This is a genomic window from Streptococcus oralis (genome assembly GCF_003943385.1).
Taxonomy (GTDB): Bacteria; Bacillota; Bacilli; order Lactobacillales; family Streptococcaceae; genus Streptococcus; species Streptococcus oralis_CA.
The window spans coordinates 1-19,779 of the sequence record NZ_RJPI01000003.1; the positions used below are offsets into that span (position 1 = coordinate 1).

General features: G+C 37.8%; 16 protein-coding genes and 1 pseudogene. 3 read left to right on the forward strand and 14 right to left on the reverse strand.

Annotated elements, in window-relative coordinates; translation table 11 throughout:
- Positions 1-211 precede the first annotated feature (211 nt).
- The 3 genes from D8803_RS09905 to D8803_RS02910 are packed head-to-tail and all read left to right on the forward strand — an operon-like array spanning position 212 to position 2,064.
- Positions 212-343 (forward strand): SPJ_0845 family protein, encoded by a 132-nt coding sequence (locus tag D8803_RS09905; RefSeq protein WP_125415907.1) that lies wholly within the window; start codon positions 212-214, stop codon positions 341-343.
- Positions 344-1,249, forward strand: coding sequence for a permease (locus tag D8803_RS02905; RefSeq protein ID WP_131200189.1), 906 nt, complete (start codon positions 344-346; stop codon positions 1,247-1,249).
- Positions 1,246-2,064 (forward strand): TIGR03943 family putative permease subunit, encoded by an 819-nt coding sequence (locus tag D8803_RS02910; protein ID WP_131200190.1) that lies wholly within the window; start codon positions 1,246-1,248, stop codon positions 2,062-2,064. Before D8803_RS02905 ends, D8803_RS02910 begins: the two co-directional genes overlap by 4 nt.
- Positions 2,065-2,747: 683 nt before the next feature.
- Here D8803_RS02910 and D8803_RS02915 read toward each other — a convergent pair.
- The 14 genes and pseudogenes from D8803_RS02915 to rnc all read right to left on the reverse strand — a co-directional run bounded on the left by D8803_RS02915 (position 2,748) and on the right by rnc (position 19,633).
- The gene (locus D8803_RS02915; RefSeq protein ID WP_131200191.1) at positions 2,748-3,359 is read right to left on the reverse strand and encodes a tetratricopeptide repeat protein; all 612 of its coding nucleotides are present in this window, start codon (positions 3,357-3,359) and stop codon (positions 2,748-2,750) included.
- Positions 3,360-3,376: 17 nt separating this feature from the next.
- Positions 3,377-4,429: a hypothetical protein gene (locus D8803_RS02920; protein ID WP_061416939.1), complete on the reverse strand. Its 1,053-nt coding sequence runs from the start codon at positions 4,427-4,429 to the stop codon at positions 3,377-3,379.
- Positions 4,430-4,437: 8 nt separating this feature from the next.
- Positions 4,438-5,211 (reverse strand): DNA polymerase beta superfamily protein, encoded by a 774-nt coding sequence (locus D8803_RS02925; RefSeq protein WP_131200192.1) that lies wholly within the window; start codon positions 5,209-5,211, stop codon positions 4,438-4,440.
- Positions 5,212-5,228: 17 nt separating this feature from the next.
- The gene (locus D8803_RS02930) at positions 5,229-8,579 is read right to left on the reverse strand and encodes a DEAD/DEAH box helicase family protein (RefSeq protein WP_131200193.1); all 3,351 of its coding nucleotides are present in this window, start codon (positions 8,577-8,579) and stop codon (positions 5,229-5,231) included.
- 28 nt (positions 8,580-8,607) lie between these two features.
- Positions 8,608-9,294 carry a restriction endonuclease subunit S gene (locus D8803_RS02935; protein WP_131200194.1) on the reverse strand — a complete coding sequence of 229 codons (687 nt, stop codon included), beginning with the start codon at positions 9,292-9,294 and terminating at the stop codon, positions 8,608-8,610.
- Entirely contained in the window at positions 9,239-10,204 is a 966-nt protein-coding gene (xerA, locus tag D8803_RS02940) for a site-specific tyrosine recombinase/integron integrase (RefSeq protein ID WP_061416943.1), read from the reverse strand. Before xerA ends, D8803_RS02935 begins: the two co-directional genes overlap by 56 nt.
- 121 nt (positions 10,205-10,325) lie before the next feature.
- Positions 10,326-10,739, reverse strand: a complete 414-nt coding sequence (locus D8803_RS02945; RefSeq protein ID WP_061416944.1) for a type II toxin-antitoxin system death-on-curing family toxin — start codon at positions 10,737-10,739, stop codon at positions 10,326-10,328.
- Positions 10,736-10,972, reverse strand: coding sequence for a hypothetical protein (locus D8803_RS02950; protein WP_061416945.1), 237 nt, complete (start codon positions 10,970-10,972; stop codon positions 10,736-10,738). The genes D8803_RS02945 and D8803_RS02950 overlap by 4 nt, the downstream gene beginning before the upstream one ends.
- 82 nt (positions 10,973-11,054) lie before the next feature.
- Entirely contained in the window at positions 11,055-12,146 is a 1,092-nt protein-coding gene (locus D8803_RS02955; RefSeq protein WP_131200195.1) for a restriction endonuclease subunit S, read from the reverse strand.
- A gap of 11 nt (positions 12,147-12,157) precedes the next feature.
- Positions 12,158-12,682: pseudogene (locus D8803_RS02960) on the reverse strand (restriction endonuclease subunit S); the annotation flags it as partial.
- A 12-nt stretch (positions 12,683-12,694) separates the two neighbouring features.
- Complete coding sequence (locus D8803_RS02965) at positions 12,695-14,188, reverse strand: class I SAM-dependent DNA methyltransferase (protein ID WP_084925954.1); 1,494 nt, start codon at positions 14,186-14,188, stop codon at positions 12,695-12,697.
- Positions 14,189-14,334: 146 nt separating this feature from the next.
- Positions 14,335-15,261 (reverse strand): bifunctional riboflavin kinase/FAD synthetase, encoded by a 927-nt coding sequence (locus tag D8803_RS02970; protein WP_084925957.1) that lies wholly within the window; start codon positions 15,259-15,261, stop codon positions 14,335-14,337.
- A gap of 143 nt (positions 15,262-15,404) precedes the next feature.
- Positions 15,405-18,944, reverse strand: a complete 3,540-nt coding sequence (gene smc / locus D8803_RS02975; protein ID WP_131200196.1) for a chromosome segregation protein SMC — start codon at positions 18,942-18,944, stop codon at positions 15,405-15,407.
- Positions 18,935-19,633 carry a ribonuclease III gene (gene rnc, locus D8803_RS02980; RefSeq protein WP_000661476.1) on the reverse strand — a complete coding sequence of 233 codons (699 nt, stop codon included), beginning with the start codon at positions 19,631-19,633 and terminating at the stop codon, positions 18,935-18,937. Before rnc ends, smc begins: the two co-directional genes overlap by 10 nt.
- Positions 19,634-19,779 lie beyond the last annotated feature (146 nt).

The window sequence follows — 19,779 nt, forward strand, 5'->3', positions numbered from 1 at the left end:
TTATAGTTCCCATACCTAATGTTCAAAATTTACTAAACTTCCTTTATCTAATAATATCTAAGCAAATTTATTTCTTTTTTGGAAAGTTAATACTTTTTTTGAACTTGTTTATAATATTATATATTTCATCTCGACTACTAATAACGTTTTTAAAAAAAAACACAAAATAATTAGTAATTATAAAAAAGAAATTTAGAATCGAGGTAGACCCATGGCTGTTAAATTTACAAAAACGGATGACTTGGACAAGATGTTTGAAGAATTTGCTAAACTTCCTGACTTAACACAAGTCACTTTCCCAGATAATAAAGACAAAAAAGAAAAAGTTGAGAAGAAAAAATAGATGACGATTTTTCAATCTCTTCCTCCTAGCATCTTACAAGCGGGAGCTATTTTTCTCTCTATCATCATCGAATCCCTTCCTTTTGTCCTGATTGGGAGTCTCATTTCGGGGGTGATTGAGGTCTATATCACACCTGATAAAGTTTATGAGTTTCTTCCTCGCAATCGTTGGGGAAGAATCTTTTTTGGTACCTTCATTGGCTTTCTCTTTCCTTCTTGTGAGTGTGGGATTGTTCCGATTATCAATCGTTTTCTGGAAAAGAAAGTCCCCAGCTACACGGCAGTTCCTTTTCTAGTGACTGCTCCCATCATCAATCCTATCGTTCTTTTCGCTACCTATTCTGCCTTTGGCAATTCCTTAAAAATTACCATCTTGCGAGCTCTGGGAGCTATTGTGATTGCTTTGGTTCTGGGGATTTTCCTAGGATTTTTCTGGAAGGAACCCATTCAAAAAGAGAATTCTATTACTTGTCATGAACATGACTTTTCACACTTGACTCCTGCTAGAAAAGTCTTTCAGGTCTTTATACAAGCTATTGACGAGTTTTTCGATATGGGGCGTTACTTGGTCTTTGGTTGTCTCTTTGCAGCTATCGTACAGGTCTATGTCCCAACTCGGATCCTGACCTCTATCAGTGCTAATCCAGTCCTTGCGATTCTCTTGCTCATGTTTCTTGCCTTTCTCCTCTCTCTTTGTAGCGAGGCGGACGCCTTTGTCGGAGCTTCTCTCCTCTCGAGCTTTGGCCTAGCACCAGTCCTTGCTTTTCTGGTCATTGGTCCCATGCTTGATATCAAAAATCTCCTCATGATGAAACACTATCTCAAAGTGCGCTTCATCTGGCAATTCATGGGCATTGTGACAGTGCTTGTCTTTCTTTATTCTTACATGATGGAGGTAATGCTATGATCCGATTTTTCATTTTACTGGGTTATTTTGCTCTGACCCTTTATCTGCAGCTATCTGGCAAGCTCAGCCACTACATCAACCTCCACTATTCCTATCTAGTCTATATCTCCATGCTCCTTTCTCTTCTATTGGCTCTGGTCCAATTCTATATCTGGATCAAGAAAATCAATTCTCACAGCCATTTAGAAAGTCGTCGAGCTAGACGAATCAGCATCCTGTTACTGTCACTACCTCTATTGATTGGAGTTGCCTTTCCGACAGTAAGTTTGGACTCGAGAACCGTATCTGCCAAAGGCTATCATTTCCCACTCGCTGAGGGAACCGACACAGCTATTCAGGCAAGCGAAGGTACATCCAGTCAATACCTCAAACCCGATACCAGCACCTATTTTTCCAAATCTGCTTATGAAAAGGAAATGAGGACAACAGCTGATAAATATCTTGCCAAAACAACCATTCAGGTTACAGACGAAAACTATATGGAGGTCATGGAAGTTCTCTATGACTATCCTCAAGAGTTTGAAGGGAAGAAAATCGAGTTTACAGGCTTTGTCTATAACGATCCTAGTCATCCAGATAGCCAGTTCCTCTTTCGCTTTGGGATAATCCACTGTATCGCTGACTCTGGTGTATATGGACTCTTGACCAAGGGGAACTCACGTCAATATCCTGATAATACCTGGATTACAGCTAGAGGAAACATGACCCTCCACTACCATAAAGAACTCAAACAAAAACTCCCGACACTGGAAGTTGAGAGTTTCACAAAAGTAGACAAACCAGAAAATCCTTACGTTTATCGTGTGTTTCAATAAAAAGTGACCCAACAACAGACAAATTACTTTTTAAAGTAGCTTGTCTTTTTTGTTCTCCTAGTTCAACAAAATCAACACACAACCTTTCAAACAATAGAAAAAGTCCCAAGAAATAAGATTTCTCGAGACCATAAAAATGTTAACAAGATAGGGTTGACAATCATCACATATCATAGCTTAACTGCAATAGAGTTGTGATAGAAAACGTTGATTTACTAGAAAAAATAAAACTCATATTAAACTGAATATTTCAGTTTCTTACTGGCATAAAGCTATTTGAGTTTAATTTAACAACCACTAACCTCTATTAACGCCACCAAATGCTGAACCAAAAACGGAAGTAGAATCCTAAGAACATAATGTGCACCTCCTTTTAAAAAACGTTTTTCCATCTCAACTATATTATATATTTTCTTGTGGAGAATTGCAAATTTTTTCAGTCAAATTACTAGCTTTTTTCAAAAAAATATGATAAAAGACAAAATTTTATATTAAAAATAGTTATTTACTTTCGGTTTCTGTAAAATGAAGACATAATATAAATGCACTAAGTCCCATAACTGGATTTTTTCTGTCAAACTTTTGAGGCTAGTTCATAACTTCCAGTTGTTGAAATTAGGAACTAGCCCCTTTTCTGCGCCATGAATCTCCGCTTTTTACTGTTTTTCTTCAACTCAGTTGGACTACTTCTCATTTTGTAATAAAGCTCTTACCTCGTCTGCTCCAATTTTATCCTCAGCTTTTTCAAAGAGTTGAATAGATTGATAAAAATAATCTCGTGATTTGACTGAACCTTGCTTCAGATAAATCTCTCCCATCCCTCTATAGGAACAGGCTTGGGCAATGAAGTCCTCAGTTGTCAAAGCAAAATCTAGGGATTCTTGCATATAGCTTTCTGCCTCTTCTAGATTTCCCAACTTTAAACGAAGGTAGCCTTGTTCATAGTTGTTAACAGAAAATTTCAAAGCATCATTGGGAAAATATTTTTTTATAATTTGCATTTCCTGATCGATATAGAGTAGAGCTTTTTGAAAATGACCCATTTCCCTGTAAATCATCGCTAACTGATGATAACCAACATGTTCATTTTCTTGGTCACTTTTAATTCGGGCTAAGTCAATATAACGCTGGTAGATACTTAAGCACTCCTTATAATTTTGCTCTTCAAGATAGATATAGCCCATCAAATTTAATAAACTAAAATTAGTGCAAGTTTCCAAAGAAAAATCAGCTTCAACTAATTTTTTAGCCTCTTCAATTTTGCCTTCAAACAATAATTCCCATGCTTGATTCATGCTTATTCTCCTGCATCTTACGTTGTATAGAAATCTATTGATAAATCGCTATCAGATTCGTATTTTTTCCAAGCTAAACTGAATCCATAATAATCTTCAAATTCAGGGTGCCAGTCATAATAAAGTGGGATACGACTATATTTTCTTGCAGCAACTTCGTCTTCAAATTCTGGAGATTCCCCTGCAGTAATACCAAATTGAAGACCATTTAGTTCCCAGCTATTGCCCCAAACATTTTCATCCGAGAGAACATCGACCCATCTCGAGGCATCAATATCAAAATCTGCACATAATTCCAGCTCATAGAATCTTCTACAGTTAATCTCTAAAGGCTTTATATAAAGGGCGCCATCCACTTGGTACTTTTTATCTTTGACTTGAATCTGTGTGATTTTCATTGGAATTGGAACTCCATTTAATTCTAACCAGAAATAACCTAAGGGAGTTTTGATACCATGATATGTTTGCTGAGAGTTAGGTTTAGCATTTTTAGAGCAAGCATCAAGAATTCTTCCAAGCTTAATTAAATTTCTACAAACGATTTTCGAAGTGAATGGGTCGAAATGTGAATACCTACGGATGATACGTTTTAACTTTTCAACAGGAAAGGTGATATCCTTTGGTAGGGCATGATACTTCTGTACAACTAAAGCAGTTTTTTCAGTATTTTCTTTCCCTACTGGGACAATAACAGCGTGCCCAATATGGATATTTGGGTCATCGCAGATATAAGTATAGCCATTCCCTCCCTCCTGAAACTCAACTACAACAAGATTTAGCTCTTGATCTGGATCAAAGAGAGGCTCGACCTTTTCAACTTCTTTGCGCTCATAAAAAGTAAAGCGATCTTCATCATCGTCTTCGCCAAAAACCATGAAACTTCCACACTCAGGGCACTTCCACATATAAAAAGAAGCTTCTGAAATATCATCATAAGAAATTTTATTATGGTCGTCAGCTTTATTCATAATTTCTTCAAACAACGTATCCGAATAAACTGAAAAAGCATTTGGATCGGGTGTTCTATGGTTGTCCATTGCTCGCCCGCATCTACATGTCCATTTACCCATAAACAACCTCAGTCGTAACTTAATTCTTCAAGGAAAAATTGATTTAGAGCTTTCCAGTCTTTCTTCATCTCAGTAACGCTTTGAACGTATACATCAAGCTCTTGGATATTATCTAAAATATAATCTTGAATTGGCTTAATCGGATCAATTTCCATACCTTCAGGACCGTTTATCTTAATGTCAAGCAATCTTAAAACATGCTCCTTCATTTGAGACGGAAGCAATTCTTTCACCAAATCATCAAATAAAATTGGCGGAACAGAATGGTATTTTTCAATCCAACGACAAGCCAAAATAGGACGTAGCGCATAGAAATACTTTTTAGGTTTAACCTTGTCTCCAGAAAGATACTTATTCATTTGAGTTCTAGCAGTATTCAAGTAATGGTAGAGCATTTTTTTCTCTGAAAAATACTGGTTTGCAAGAGGACGTATGCGTTCGATAAAATTCGTTTGTTGATAAACAATTGGCGACTGTAACCATTCAAACAGTGTTGGATTTGACTTATAAAGGAGTTTTAAAGTCTTGTCTAAATCCCAGCCACTCACATCCCAAGTATCGTCAATTGGTAGCTCGATAACGTCACGCTGTTCATTCAAACGGAGATAAAAATCTTGCTTGTGTTTGTAGATAAATCGCACATCAAAGTCACTATCAGGAGACTCAAATCCCCAGGCACGACTACCAGACTCAATAGCCCACAAAACTGTGACACCATAATCACGCTCAATTTCTGCTAATTTTTCCGGTACCAGAACATTCATTTCTTCTTGCGTTTGCATTTACAACCTCTTATTATTTATGCTGCTTCTCCAGCTCGATCATTGATGAGTTCAATTGTTTGGACAATATTACGAAGTATAGGGAGTTGGTGTTGAAAGAGTAGTTGAACTGAACCATACGATTTAAACGGCTCTTGTGTTAAAACTTTAGTCTCCAAGCAACCATTTTCTACAATGTAATCTACAATCAATTTCACAAAGGAAATTTGCTTGGCATTGAGACTCTCATCCGATAGAAATTTAGAAAAAACTTGATTGGCAGCCTCTCTATCTAAACCAATAATCTCACGAACCAATCTAGGAATTGCCTTATTTTCATAATGTTGTTGGTAATCTGACTTGCTACCTAATTTTTCCCATAGCAATGTTTCAAGTGCAAGTAAATCTTGAGAGGTCAATTTTTCATTATGGTATAACTTAGAAATTGCTTCATCATCTAGATGAGTTTTCAAATAATGTTCAACTTTTTCATTATAAGATCGCAGGTCATTGACTTGTAAATATGGCTTAGTATCATGGACAGTGGAAAGAATGTGATCATCAAAATTGACATAATATACAGTGCGTTCCGGTTTATCCAAAAACTGTAGTAAATCTCGAAGCGCAAAGCGTATTTTTTCCAGCTCAGATAAATCAACTTCTTCCCAAAATTCTGGTTCTTGTACTTTCCTGATGATTTCAGCCTGTGCAAAAACCTGTGGTATATTGCCAACCCTAGCAAGAGCCTTAGCTGTTTTCATAACTTGAGATATATGGACAGTTGCTGACTTAGCTAACAGTTGTCCTAACTGTATCTGAAACAACCATAAATCAAATCGTCTCGCCATCTCATCCTCTTTATTTTCTTCAAAAAGAAGCGGAGAAAGATCTTTCTGGATTGTTTCACTTGTGATGGTCGTTAGATTTTGCCAATTTTCCAACTTTCTGTAAGTATAAACTGTATCTAAGACCATACGAACCCTAAAGTCTAACTCATTTAAGCTCACCATACGTTCATGAAGTTCTGAGACGAGTTGTTGACGGTATTCTCTAGCAAACTGATTATCTTGATAATGAAGCCCCTGCAGTTCTCGAATCAAGTCCACCTTGATGTTAAACAAACGTTGAGTCAGAGAAACAATGTGACGGCCATCTCCTTCTCTTGGATCGGCTTTGAAATATTCAAAATTACCACCATAATCAAATACCAAGAAGTTTTCCTTATCCTGCTCAGGGCCAAATAAATCTTTACAAAGACGGGTTCCACGACCAATCATCTGCCAAAACTTAGTTTTAGAACGCACTTTCTTGAAAAAGATTAAATTAACAACTTCTGGCACGTCAATACCTGTATCCAACATATCAACAGAAATTGCAATTTGAGGGTATTTCTCCTTAATTTTAAAATCATCAATTAAGGTTTGATAATGCTTAATGCTATAATCAATCACTTGAGCATAATCGCTTCCTTTTTCAGGATAGCGTTCGTTAAAAATATCTCTGATGTATTCAGCGTGTCGATGGTTTTTAGCAAAGATAATGGTTTTACCAATTTCGTCACCTGAAGCTGTCTGAATCCCTCTTGTCATTAGTTCATCTAGAACAATTTTAACTGTTTTTCTATTGAAAATAGAGGTATTAAAATCCTCAGGGTCAATATCTTTTTCAGAACTACCATCTTCAAATTGGCTATCAAAATATTCTTTTTCGTCTTGAGATAAATCATCGTAATGTAGACCATCCGTAGGTAGTTTCAACTTCGTTTCAATCGAATGATAAGCTACTAAATAGCCATCTTTGACAGCCTCTTCCAGATCGTATGCGTATGTTGGAACACCATTCTCCAAGTTAAAGAAACTATAGGTATTTTTATCCAAATCTTGACGCGGAGTGGCAGTTAATCCTACAATCCTTGCATCAAAATAATCAAAAATTGATTTGTATTTCTGATAAATAGAACGGTGAGACTCGTCAATTATGATGAGATCAAAGTGCCCAACAGTGAAGGGGCGTTGATTTACTTCTTCTTGATCACTGATCGCCCCTATCATAGTCGGATAGGTTGAAAAAACCATTCGACTAGATCGAGCACCATCTTTATCCTCTAAGAAATTGCAAACTGAAAGATCTGGAAGTAATTTCCTAAATGAATCATAAGCTTGCTTAACTAGGGAAGTTCTATCAGCCAAAAAAAGAACATTTTTTACCCAGTTATGACGCGAAAGGATATCAACTAGGGAAACCGCTGTGCGGGTTTTCCCAGACCCAGTTGCCATGACCAAGAGTGCCTGTCTCCGATTATTGGAGAATGCTTCACAGACACTTGTAATCGCATGTTTCTGATAATGACGTCCAGAAATGTCGTCCCTAATTTTGCTAGAAATATCCTCGAGTGGTTTTTGCAAGTGACGTCTGTCCATCAACAGTTGCAACTCTTCTTGAGAGTAGAACCCTGCAATCTGGCGACGATTAACACCATCAAGTATGTAGTGCTTTAGACCGTTGGTAATAAAGCAAATTGGCCGATAGCCGATTTGTTTCTCAAGAACTTCAGCATATTCCTTGACCTGTACTTCCCCTACTTCTGGATTTACAGATGCCTTTTTAGCTTCAACAATTGCTAGAACTTTCCCATTTTTGCCATAAAGGACATAGTCACAGTATCCAGTTCCTGTACCATGCTTCAAACCATGAACGGCTACCTCAACACGACAGTTTTCCTCAAATGTCCAACCTGCTAAACGGAGATCGATATCAATAAAGAGTTTTCTTGTCTCTGATTCAGATAGTTGATCGATATGGAAAGATACATCTTGCCGTAGAGCTGCTGTTTCACGTTTTTCAGTATAAGTCTCTTGAACAGCCAAGGACTGACTAGCCATCTGTTCATCGAAATCAGGAAGATCTGGCAAACTGTTTTGTAATTTCGCCATAGATTGTGGCGTTTCTCGAAACTTGATGTTTGCTGAAAGTGGCAATAACTGCTCGTCAAAATAACGCTCCACAAACTCGTTACTGTAGCAATAATCAATAAAATTGACAAACTGATACAAATGATGCAAAGCCAAAATCGCTTCTCGTTCCTTAATTTCTCCACCATGTGCAGCATGATTTCCCCATCGAATTAAAAGAACAATCTGCCTGTGGAGCTCAGGATCCACAATCTCTCTAAAATCATCATCCCATACCAAAGAAGATAAGGTAGCACGATAGGGAGCTTCTAAATATGAATCGTGACTATATATCCAATGAACAGCCTGCTCCAAAGCACGACGCGCCATAAAAGCAGTAGCCACAGTAGATGTCGCAATCATATTTTCAGCTTCTATACAAGGCTTTGAAAAAGATTCATACTCTTCGTTATTTAAAAGAAAATCAAAATTTCCCATTTTTCTCTCACTTTGAATAAATAGATAGCTATATTATACTAGATTTCAAGCTATTTCTCCACAGTTTTATAACTATCCCACAAGCAAATTGTGATTTGTCGACCTGAGCCACAAAGTCTGCGAACTCGTTTTGGAGGGAAAGAGGGGGGAGGGGGATGTATAATTCTTCAATCTGATTTTTTGTTATCGCTTGACGGGTGGCGCCTGAACTTTCTCCTATTTTCAGTAACAAACTCTTAAACTCTGAAGTTATTAGAAGTTGATTTAAAAATATTGGTGATAATAAGTGCTTTTTACAACGAATTATAGAAACGTGCTGATTAACTCTCGCAGGCAAAATATTTTGAGGAACAATACAGCAACGAGATACAGATGCACCTGTAATATTTAGCAAAACATCGTCGGATTCAACAATTACATTATTTAATTTTTCAGCCTGAACATTAGTTAGATAAGCTAAATCTTTGAAAATAAACTTACCATCATATACATTCATACTTCTAATAAGTGCTATCCCTTCGTTGACATAACTTTCTCTTCCTCCTCTAGGTGTAGCCCCTGAACCAATTTTTAATGTTAATTTTGATAATCTATGTTTTTCCCAACCCATTTCATTCAGAACAGGATCCCCAAACATCTCGTTAAATCGGGATTTGCAGTTAAGAGATGAATTTTTGGTGTGAATGTTTGACATTGCTTTGGTTAACCATGGCATAGGCCAGAGTTGTATCAATTTTGCTGTGACCGAGTAGTTTTTGGACTTGCTCAATAGGCATTCCTTTATCAATAGCCTTTGTCGCTAGGGTTCTTCTGAATTTATGTGGATGAACCTTTTGTATTCCAAGTTTTTGTCCTAACTTTCTCAATCGAATCTCGACACCAGCAATTCCAAGTCTCTGGGCTTTTCCAAGTAGCGTTACAAAAAGAGCTGGATGACTATCTTTTCTATCATTGAGATAGTTTCTTAAATGAATTTTCGTACGAGCATCAAAATATACGGGTCTTTCTTTTTTTCCTTTTCCAAAAACAACGCACTCTCTGTTTTCAAAATCAATATCAGAACGATTCAACTGGACCAGTTCTCCTACACGCATACCTGTTGATGCTAGTAGGTCAATCATTGCCAAATCTCTTAAATTTTCACAATTATCTCTCATAATTTCCAGATGTTCGTCCGTATAAGTTTCTTTCACAGTTTGTTCTGTTTTAATTTTTTTAATCCTTCGAATAGGATTCTTGATGATATATTCCTCTTGCTCAAGCCAAGCAAAAAAAGAGGACAATATACGCCGAATATTGTCCAAATTCGCCTTACTACAGTCCTTTTCAGACTGATAATTTGCTAGATAACTCCTTAAATCATCTGTTGTCAGTTGTGTCACAGACTCCTTAATATGATGAAACAAATTTTCAATTGTTCTCTGATAATAACGTATTGTTTTTGCGCTACAGCCCTCCACCTGCTTAGCAGTGATGAATAGTTGCAACAGATAATTATTCGAATACTTTTGCTGCTTTTTTCCATCCACTAGATGGCGTTCTAAACTCTCTCTCAATGCTAGTAATTGTTCATTGTTTAAAAGTGGTAACATTTCTTGTATGATAATTGTAACTTTTGATTCCATAAATTCTCACTTTCATTATTACTCATCAATAAAAAGAGGCAATATCAGTTTCTGCATTACAGAATTCTAATATTGCCTGTTCATTTATTTTCTTATGCTCATTTTAATCCAGCATACTATCTTACTTTTTGACCTTTTCTCTGATAGAATGTTCAGAAATCCATTTAGAGTAGTTTATCATTTTTTCATCAGTTAAAGCTTCTACCGCTATAGTCACGCACATATCAACCGCTTCTTCCACGGAAACAGTAAAGTGATAACCATTTAATTGTAAAAACTTCACCAAAACAAAGAAGGCCGTTCGTTTATTGGCGTTGGCAAAAACATGCTTCTTTATCAATTGGACAAATAATATTGTTGCTTTATCAAAAATTGTTGGATAAAGAGGTTTGCCAAAAACAAATTGTTCTGGTAAGTTCACAATCATATTTAACGCTGAAGGACTAACTGTTTGAATTTGCTCCTTTGGAGAATACCGTTGAATTACTAAAGCATTGATTTTTTCAATTTGCTTTTCTGTTAGATAGACTGTCATTTTTCCACCAAAGCTTTGAAAACATCGTCGTATTCATCAAAAATTGTATCCAATTTTAAGTTAAAGGCATCATCAGAAACATAAGAGACCTGATGATTCAATTCCTCAGGAGTAAAGATAATTTCACCGCTTGGTAACAATTTCGCTTCGTATTTAACACCACTTGGAATATTGAACTCGCTTGGAATCGTAATGGTGATTGAATTTCCTTGTTTTCTTGTTTTTACGACCATCTGATTTCCTCCTTTGAAGTATTATAACAAATAATTACGGTAATTACAATGATAGTGTAAAACTGCTATTTCATCTCAGAGCTTAACCGAAATATTCCTGCATAAGTGATTTTTTCAAGGTTTCCAATTCTTCCAGAGATTTTTGAATTGCCAATTGTGATTTGTCGACTTGAGCAACAAAGTCCGCGAATTCGTTTTGGAGGGCTAGAGGGGGGAGGATATATTTCTGTTTTTCTAATGGTTTTTGAGTTATCTTTGGTTGACCTGAGAAATCAGCAAATCTACTAAAATCAATTACTTTCATTAATTCTAATAAAAATACAAGGTTAAAATCTAAATTTTTAAACTCTTTTATATATATAGCATTGTCACTTATCCATACCTTACCGTGAGTAGTTCTTACATTACCACAATATGCACCTACACGACCAATGATAATAGTTGAANTATCAATTAAATAATTTCGACTTTTCCAAGCAATACCATTTCCACCATAGGCAGGGTAACCTTCAAAAACTCTATCATTTTTATCAAGAAATTTTCCACTTGAAAATTTAAAACACTGCTGTCCCGTTTTCACTGCAAATTTCTTGTCATTATTTATAGGATCCCCAAACATCTCGTTAAATCGGGATTTTACAAGGTTTGAGAGTAATTTAGATTGATGTCTTCTTTTTAAAATCTGATTATCTAAATTCTCTAAATTTTGTATAATCTTTTCTTGAACATCAATATCCTCATGGAACGTAACTTCAAACTCCGAAAATTGAGTTTTATTGATTATTGGGACAACGGGCGCGTTGGAAATAAAATCTAATTTCGATTTATTATATAGCAATAAATATGCTAAATATTTAGATAAAATTAATTTATTCGGAACAATTGCATTAATTTGTTGATTAAATGATAATTCAGATTCAGAAATCATAACTTTTCCAATTATACCTATACAAGTTACTAATACTGAATTTTTGGGGGCAATTCTTGCATTGTTTCGTGCATTCTCAGATATATAATTTTTATTCCCTTTTGATGACGAAATTTCATCTATAGTTTTAAAGTCATCTGGTTTTATAAAAGGGATATCATTGCTATCATAAAATTCTAATATTTTTTTACTAGGTGTATTTCCTGTAATAATTTTCCCAAGATCACATAACTTCACTTTCTTCACGCAACCACCTCCTCGGAATATCGGGATTTGACGAGTAGATTAAGCTCTTTAAGTTGTTCTTGTCTCCTTAAAATCAGCTTGCTTAACAAATCTAGTTCACTTGCAATTCTTTGTTGCTCTTTCAAATTTGTATATGAAACCAAAATATTATCAAAATATTTTTTTGTTAAATGTTTCATTGTGGAACCATGAGTGTGTTTTACAGCATCTTGCAAACCTTTTTCAACAACATATTTAAAATATGATTTATCGATATCTATCTTATCGAAAACCACTTTAAAAATATGCTGATTTAACACTGCGGATTTTCCACACCACTGAAAAACTCCTAATGTACCCGACCAAGAAATAAGAATGTCACCATCTTCAATAATGTATTTTTTATCAATCGTACCCGAATAATAATTTGTCTCTTTTGAAGTTTTAGTCAAATTCTGTATTCTGATAATCTCTTTTCCTTCAGATGACCAATCTTGAGGTTTAAAAGCATATCCATTAATAAAAGTAGCCACTTCCCCCAACTTCACTTTTTTCATACATCCATCTCCCTACTTGAGTAATTCTTCTAACTCTGCCAAGCCAGCTTGAATTTCTTTTTCTAGATCATTGATTTTCTTTAAGATAACTTCTGTTGGTTCATACTCAACTTTTTCATACTCGATTTCTTTGTATTTATTGATCGATAAATCATAATCATTATCCTTTATCTCATCAACTGGAACAAAGAAAGACTGGTCCGTTCTCTTACGTTCTGCTTCGTTTTCAAGTTGATGGAAACGTTGAATAATATCTGGAATATCATTGTCACTGATCGGTTGTCGTTTATCATCCAAACTTAAACCATCTGCTTTCATATCGTAAAACCAGACCTTATCCGTTCCACCATTTCCAGTTTTTGTAAAGATGAGAATGGCAGTTGAAACTCCAGCATAAGGTTTGAAAACGCCACTTGGCATTGATATTACAGCATCTAATTTATGATTCTCTACAATTTCCTGACGAATTCCTTTATGGGCTTTAGAGGAACCAAAGAGGACACCATCAGGTACAATAACCGCTGCACGTCCCCCTGGTTTCAAGGTACGCAAGAAAAGAGCAAGGAAAAGCAATTCTGTCTTTTTGGTTTTTACAGTCGCAAGGAGATCATTTGAAGTTGAATCGTAGTCAAGTGACCCTTTAAATGGAGGATTTGCTAAAACTAGAGTGTACTTATCTGCTTCTTCATTATCTTGAGATAGTGAGTCAAGATAACTAATTTGTGGATTTTCCACTCCATGTAGCATCATGTTCATTGCACCAAGTCTCAGCATAGTTGTATCCGTATCATTTCCATGAAACATATTGTTATGAAAATGTTTGATATTATCTGGATTGGTTTCCCATTCATCTTTCTTACGCTTTAAGTAACGGCTAGCAGATACTAAGAAACCCGCAGACCCCATAGCAGGATCTGAGACAATATCCTTGATAGTTGGTTGCATTAACTCAACCATCATATCGATGATGTGACGAGGTGTACGAAATTGTCCATTTTTACCTGCGGTTGACAATTTTGATAGCAGATATTCATAGATGTCGCCAATATCATTAATCCCCTGTGTGTCACTATCAAAGTCTATGCCTGAGCCTCTGGTTGGAAATTCATCTAATATGGAAATCACCTTTTGGAGAGTAGCAGGTTTATTAATTTGAAAGATGGCTTCACGCATATAACGTGAAAAAGCTGTATCATCAGTATCACCCTTAAGATTCTTCATAAATGGAAAAATCTCCTGGGTCATTAAACGATAAACTTCCTGAGCATCTCCTATATTTTTAAAAGTCGACCAACGGTATTCAGGTTTGTCTTTTGGAAAAATTCCCTCATAAGAAATCCCTAAAAACTCAGCATCGCTTTCGCGTCCAAGTTCAACACTATCCAAATCCTTCATAAACAGAAGATAAGTCAATTGTTCAATATTTGTTAGAGGATTTGCATTTCCTTCAGTCCACAGCATTTCCCACAGTTGATCGATTTTACTTTTTAATTCGCCTGTAATCATATAGTCTCTTTTCTTTGGTTTTAAAGTTATGAATATCACTATTTTAACAGATTTTCAATTAAGCTTCAATCATGTTTCTCGCTATAAAAATTTCTTTCAAAAATAAAAAAGCAAACACAAAATATGGTTCACTTTTTTAAACTTTTCTACTCTCCATCCTTCCAATTCCGAGCAATCTCTTCGTCTTTCTGGAGTTGGTCTACCAGTTCCTCTACAGAGTCAAATTTGACCATATCGCGGACACGGTCCAGCCAGTAGACAATGACTGTCTCACCGTAAATATCGTCTGAAAAATCGAAAATATTGACTTCAAAACGTGGCTCTTCTCCATCAAAGGTGACATTTTTGCCAACACTCGCCATCCCACGATATCTTTTACGCTGCACTTCGACATCAACTACGTATACCCCATCTGCTGGCATATAGGTTCGATCTCTTAGGACCAGATTGGCTGTTGGATAACCGATAGTACGCCCACGAGCATTTCCATGAACGACCATCCCACGAGATGGGAGCGGAGTGCCGAGCAGATGATTGACTTCCTTTACATCTCCATCAAGAATAGCCTGACGAATCCGTGTGGAACTAATCTTGCCCTTTTCGTCCTCAACTGGAGGAACAATGATGATCTCTCCATCAAAATAGTCCTTCAGGTCATCCGCAGTTTTCTTATCTGAACCAAACGTATAGTCAAATCCTGCTACAATGATAGCTGGTTTTAAAGCCTTGATGTAGGTATCAAAGAACTCTTGACCCGTTAAACTAGCAAATTTGCTACTAAAGTCAAGTAAGAAAAGAGCCTCTACTCCGTGCCACTTCATCTTGTGCTCCCGTTCCTCGTGATTGACGATATGGAGCATGAGCTCAGGTTGGTAAGGTTGTAAGGCAAGTTTTGGCGACTCTGTAAAGGTCATTACGACAACTGGCAGATAATCCTTCATCGAAGCCTTGCTGGCCACTTCAAAAAGTTTCTGATGTCCCTTGTGGATGCCATCAAAATAACCTAGTACAAGGACTGTTTTACCCGGTACTGCAATATCTTTTTCGTTCTTAATAGGTACTGTTGTAATCATGAAACTATTATATCATAGAGAAAGCCTTTTCGCTAAGAGGAAATCCCAAATGTCGTTTTTTACGCCTGAACTGACCTTAAGAAAAAATTTAGCACTTTAGTTTTAAAAAATAGCACCTCCTAAGAAATGCTATTGTTTGGTAACTAGTCTACTGTTTCTTCCAAATCTTTTAATTTAACCGAAACAATCTTAGACACACCTGATTCCTGCATGGTAACTCCATAGATAGAGTCCGCTGCCGCCATCGTCCCCTTACGGTGGGTTACGACGATAAACTGACTATCCTTGTCAAAGCGGTTGAGGTAATCCCCAAAACGTTTGACATTGGCTTCGTCCAGCGCCGCCTCTACCTCGTCCAAGATGACGAAAGGAATGGTCTTGACTCGGATAATTGAGAAGAGCAAAGCCAAAGCTGATAGGGCTTTCTCACCACCACTCATGAGGTTGAGAGATTGGATTTTCTTACCTGGTGGTTGGACAGAAATCTCAACCCCAGCTGTCAGCAGGTCTCCTTCAGTCAAAATCAAGTCTGCCTGACCACCGCCAAACATCTGTCTAAAGGTCACTTTAAAGGATTCACGAATAGCCTCAAAGGTTGATTTAAAGCGTTCCTTAACCTCATCATTCATCTCTGTGATGGTCTCAAGAAGCAGATTTTTCGCTGACAAAATATCATCACGCTGGCTATTGAGGAAATCCAGACGGCTGTGAACTTCTTCGTACTGTTCAATAGCTTCTAAATTGACAGGTCCCAGTGAGCGAATAGCCTTCTCTAAATCCTTAACCTCTTGCTCAGCCAGATTGAGATTTTCCAGTTCATGAGCCTTTCCTAAAGCCTCTGTGTAGCTAATCTGGTACTGGTCTGTTAATTGAGCTTGTAGATAGCGCAAGCGTTCGCTGACTTTTTCCTTCTTAGCTTCAGCGCGTGTTTGTTTACGAATCCACTCCTCGTTCTGCTGACGAGCCTGATCCAAATGACTGGCAATATCATCTAGTTGACCTTCGATATCATCCAACTCAAACTGCTTGCGAATCAGACCTTGTTGAAGATTGGCTTTCTGAGTTTGGGCCTCTTCCACCTGCTGGCTTAGCAAATCCGTATCCACTTTCTCAAGATTATCGACCTTTTCTTGGAGGAGACGCTGAATCTCCTCTTGTTCGATATCCAGACTATCCAGTTCCTTGCCTAAGCGTTCAATATCAGTCACTTCGTACCGCTTTTGTCCTTGCAGTTCGGACTTAAGCAAGCGCGCTTGAGAAATCTGTTCCTGCAAGTTTTGATAGCGTTCTTGAATAGCGTTTTTGTTAGACTTAATTTCTTCAATTTCAGCTTCCAGATTTTGCTTTTCACTGGCAATAGTAGCAAGGCGCTCTTGGCATTTTTCCTTGTCCGCTTGCCAATCTCCTTCAGTAAGGCGATTTAATTCCTCTTCTTGAAGTTTCCAAAGCGTTTCCAATTCTTCGACCTGCTGATTGGTTTGTTGATAGGCGAGGTACAAACCTTGCTCCTGAATACGAGCTTGCTCACCTTGTGATTTGATAGTTTCTAATCTTTCTGTTAATACTGCCATCTCATCTTGCAAGGTCTTCAAGTTTGCCTCTTCTGAACGCAGACTGGCCTCTTCTTCAGCAATTTCTTTTTGTAATTGCTCTAGCTCTGGCTTGATGAAGATACTGTTATTTTGACGATTGGCCCCCCCCGCGTAGGAACCGCCTGCACGCAACTCTGTCCCATCCAGCGTCACCATGCGAACCTGATAGCGAACTTGACGAGCAGCTTCACGCGCATGTTCCACGGTATCAAAGATAGCCGTCGTAGCTAGCAAGTTCTTGAAAATGGCTTCTAGTCTCTTGTCAAACGACACCAACTCATCAGCCATGCCCAGAAATCCTGGACTTGCAGCGATAGCATCTTGATTCTGACTAGAGATTGTACGCGCCTTAATCGTTGTCAAAGGAAGGAAGGTTGCACGACCAGTTCTGTTGCGCTTGAGAAAATCAATAGCCTTGGTTGCCGCTTGCTCATCTTCTACAATGATATGCTGACTGCTGGCTCCAAGTGCAATCTCCAAGGCAGTTTGATAATGCACATCAAAGGTCAAATGCTCACTGACTGCACCAATAATCCCACCAAGACGGTCTTTTTCTTGAAGAACACTCTTAACACCCGCGTAAAAATTACTATGATTTCTTAGGATATTTTCCAAACTTTGGGCTCTAGCTTGCTTGTTTTTGAGACTGTCCAGACGGTCAAAGAGTTGGCTCTGCTTGGCTTGGTAAGAAACTTTCTGCTCCTCTTGTTTCTTGGCACTAGCTTGGTAGTCTGCCAATAATTTCTGAACTTGCTCCTTGGCAGTTCCAAGCTCAGCCTGCTGTTGACTGGCCTTCTCTTTAGCTGTAGTCAGTTGTTCTTTCAGTTTCTCAAGTTGATCAGCTTGTTTTTGAGATAGTTGACGGCTGTTCTCCAGTTCATTCTCTATTCGTGTCAACTGGTTTGAGACATCCGCTTCTTCTTGTAAAAGTGCCACAAAACGTTCACGTAAGAGCTCAATCATCTGGTCAGGATCATCTGAAAATGCCAACAATTCTGCTTCTAAACGATTGAGTTCCTTGTTGTTTTCAGCTAAACTTTCCTCTAACTGTTCCAGATTCCCTTCTTTTTCAGCCTTTTCCTTACTTAGAGCCTTTCTCTTATCTTCCAGAGTCGCCAAACGTGCTTGTGCTTCTTGTTGATTAAGGGCTACCTGCTCAGATTCCAGTTTGGATAGGGCTAGTTTTCGCTCTAAGTCACTGATCAAACTGGTCAAATCCATTAAGCTCCCTTGGTCTTTGGCCATTTCAGTTTGGAGATCTTGCCGTTTCTTTTTAAGAGTCTGATTTTCCTCTTCTAACTCTTCACGCTTTTGGTAATAACTAGTCAAGAGTTCCTGAACCTGCGTTAGCTCTTCTTCTGTCAACTCTAGTTCAGCCTTATTTTCCTTGATTTGGGCAACCAGTACATCCAAATAAATCGCCTTACGCTGACCATCCAAGTCGAGAAACTTCCGAGCATTTTCAGCTTGTTTGGCAAGAGGCTTGATTTGATTGTCCAACTCATAGATAATGTCCTCTAAACGGTCTAGGTTGTCCTGAGTTTGTTGCAGTTTGCTCTCTGTTTCTTTTCTACGAGTTTTGTACTTTAAAACTCCTGCAGCTTCTTCAAAAATGGCTCGGCGTTCTTCAGGCTTGGAATTAAAAATCTCCTCAACCTTCCCTTGGGAAATAATAGAGAAGGAATCCCGTCCCAAACCTGTATCCAAGAACAGGTCATGTATATCACGCAAGCGCACTTTCTTACCATCAATTCGATATTCGCTATCTCCACTACGGTAGATATGGCGTTCTACCTTAATAACTTGCCCCGCATCCTTAATAAAACCATCTTCATTGTCCAAGGTCACGACAACCGAAGCATAATTGAGTGGTTTGCGACTTTCAGTTCCAGCAAAGATGACATCCGGCATCTTGCCACCACGAAGACTCTTGACACTGGACTCTCCCAAGGCCCATCGCAGACTTTCTGTGATATTTGACTTCCCAGAACCATTGGGCCCAACGACAGCTGTCACACCTTGATCAAAGACGACCCTGGTCTTGTCAGCAAAAGACTTGAATCCCTGGATCTCAATTTCCTTTAAATACATGAATCAAGCCCTTTCTCAACGGCATTTTTAGCAGCCTCTTGCTCTGCTAATTTTTTGGAGCGTCCTTGGCCTTTTCCGATACTCTTGCCTTCAACCAGAACTTCTACATCAAAAACCTTATCATGGGCAGGTCCCATCTCAGAAGTCACCTGGTAGCGAATGTCCACATCCCCATTGACCTGGAGCAACTCTTGCAAGTGTGTCTTGTAATCCGTAATCATCTCAAAGTCACCTACTTCAACCTTGGGAATCATGACCTGATAGATAAACTCTTTTACTCTAGCTACATCCTTGTCTAAAAGCAAAGCTCCCAGAAAGGCTTCAAAGGCATCACCAAGAATGGTGTCACGATTGCGACCACCAGACTTCTCTTCCCCTTTACCCAATTTGATAAATTGATCAAACTGGCAATCACGCGCAAAACCAGCCAAACTCTCCTCACGGACAATCATGGCACGGAGTTTAGACAAATCTCCCTCTGGTTTCTTAGGATATTTTTTATACAGATATTCGGAAATCAATAATTGCAGAACAGCGTCTCCTAAAAATTCCAAGCGCTCATTGTGTGAAATTTTTAAGAGGCGGTGCTCATTGGCATAACTCGTATGAGTAAAGGCCGTTTCCAGTAAGTTTTTGTCTGCAAATTCGATTGCAAAACGCTTCTTCAGTACAGTTTGTAATTCTTTCATACTGACCTCTTTCTAATAATTACGATCCTTTCTATTATATCAAAAAAAGCCCTCTGAGTCACTTTAAAATGGGACTAGGAAAGATTTGGGTAGTTTTTGAAAAAAGATTTCCAATTTTGGAGGAAATATAAAGAAAAAGCCTTATT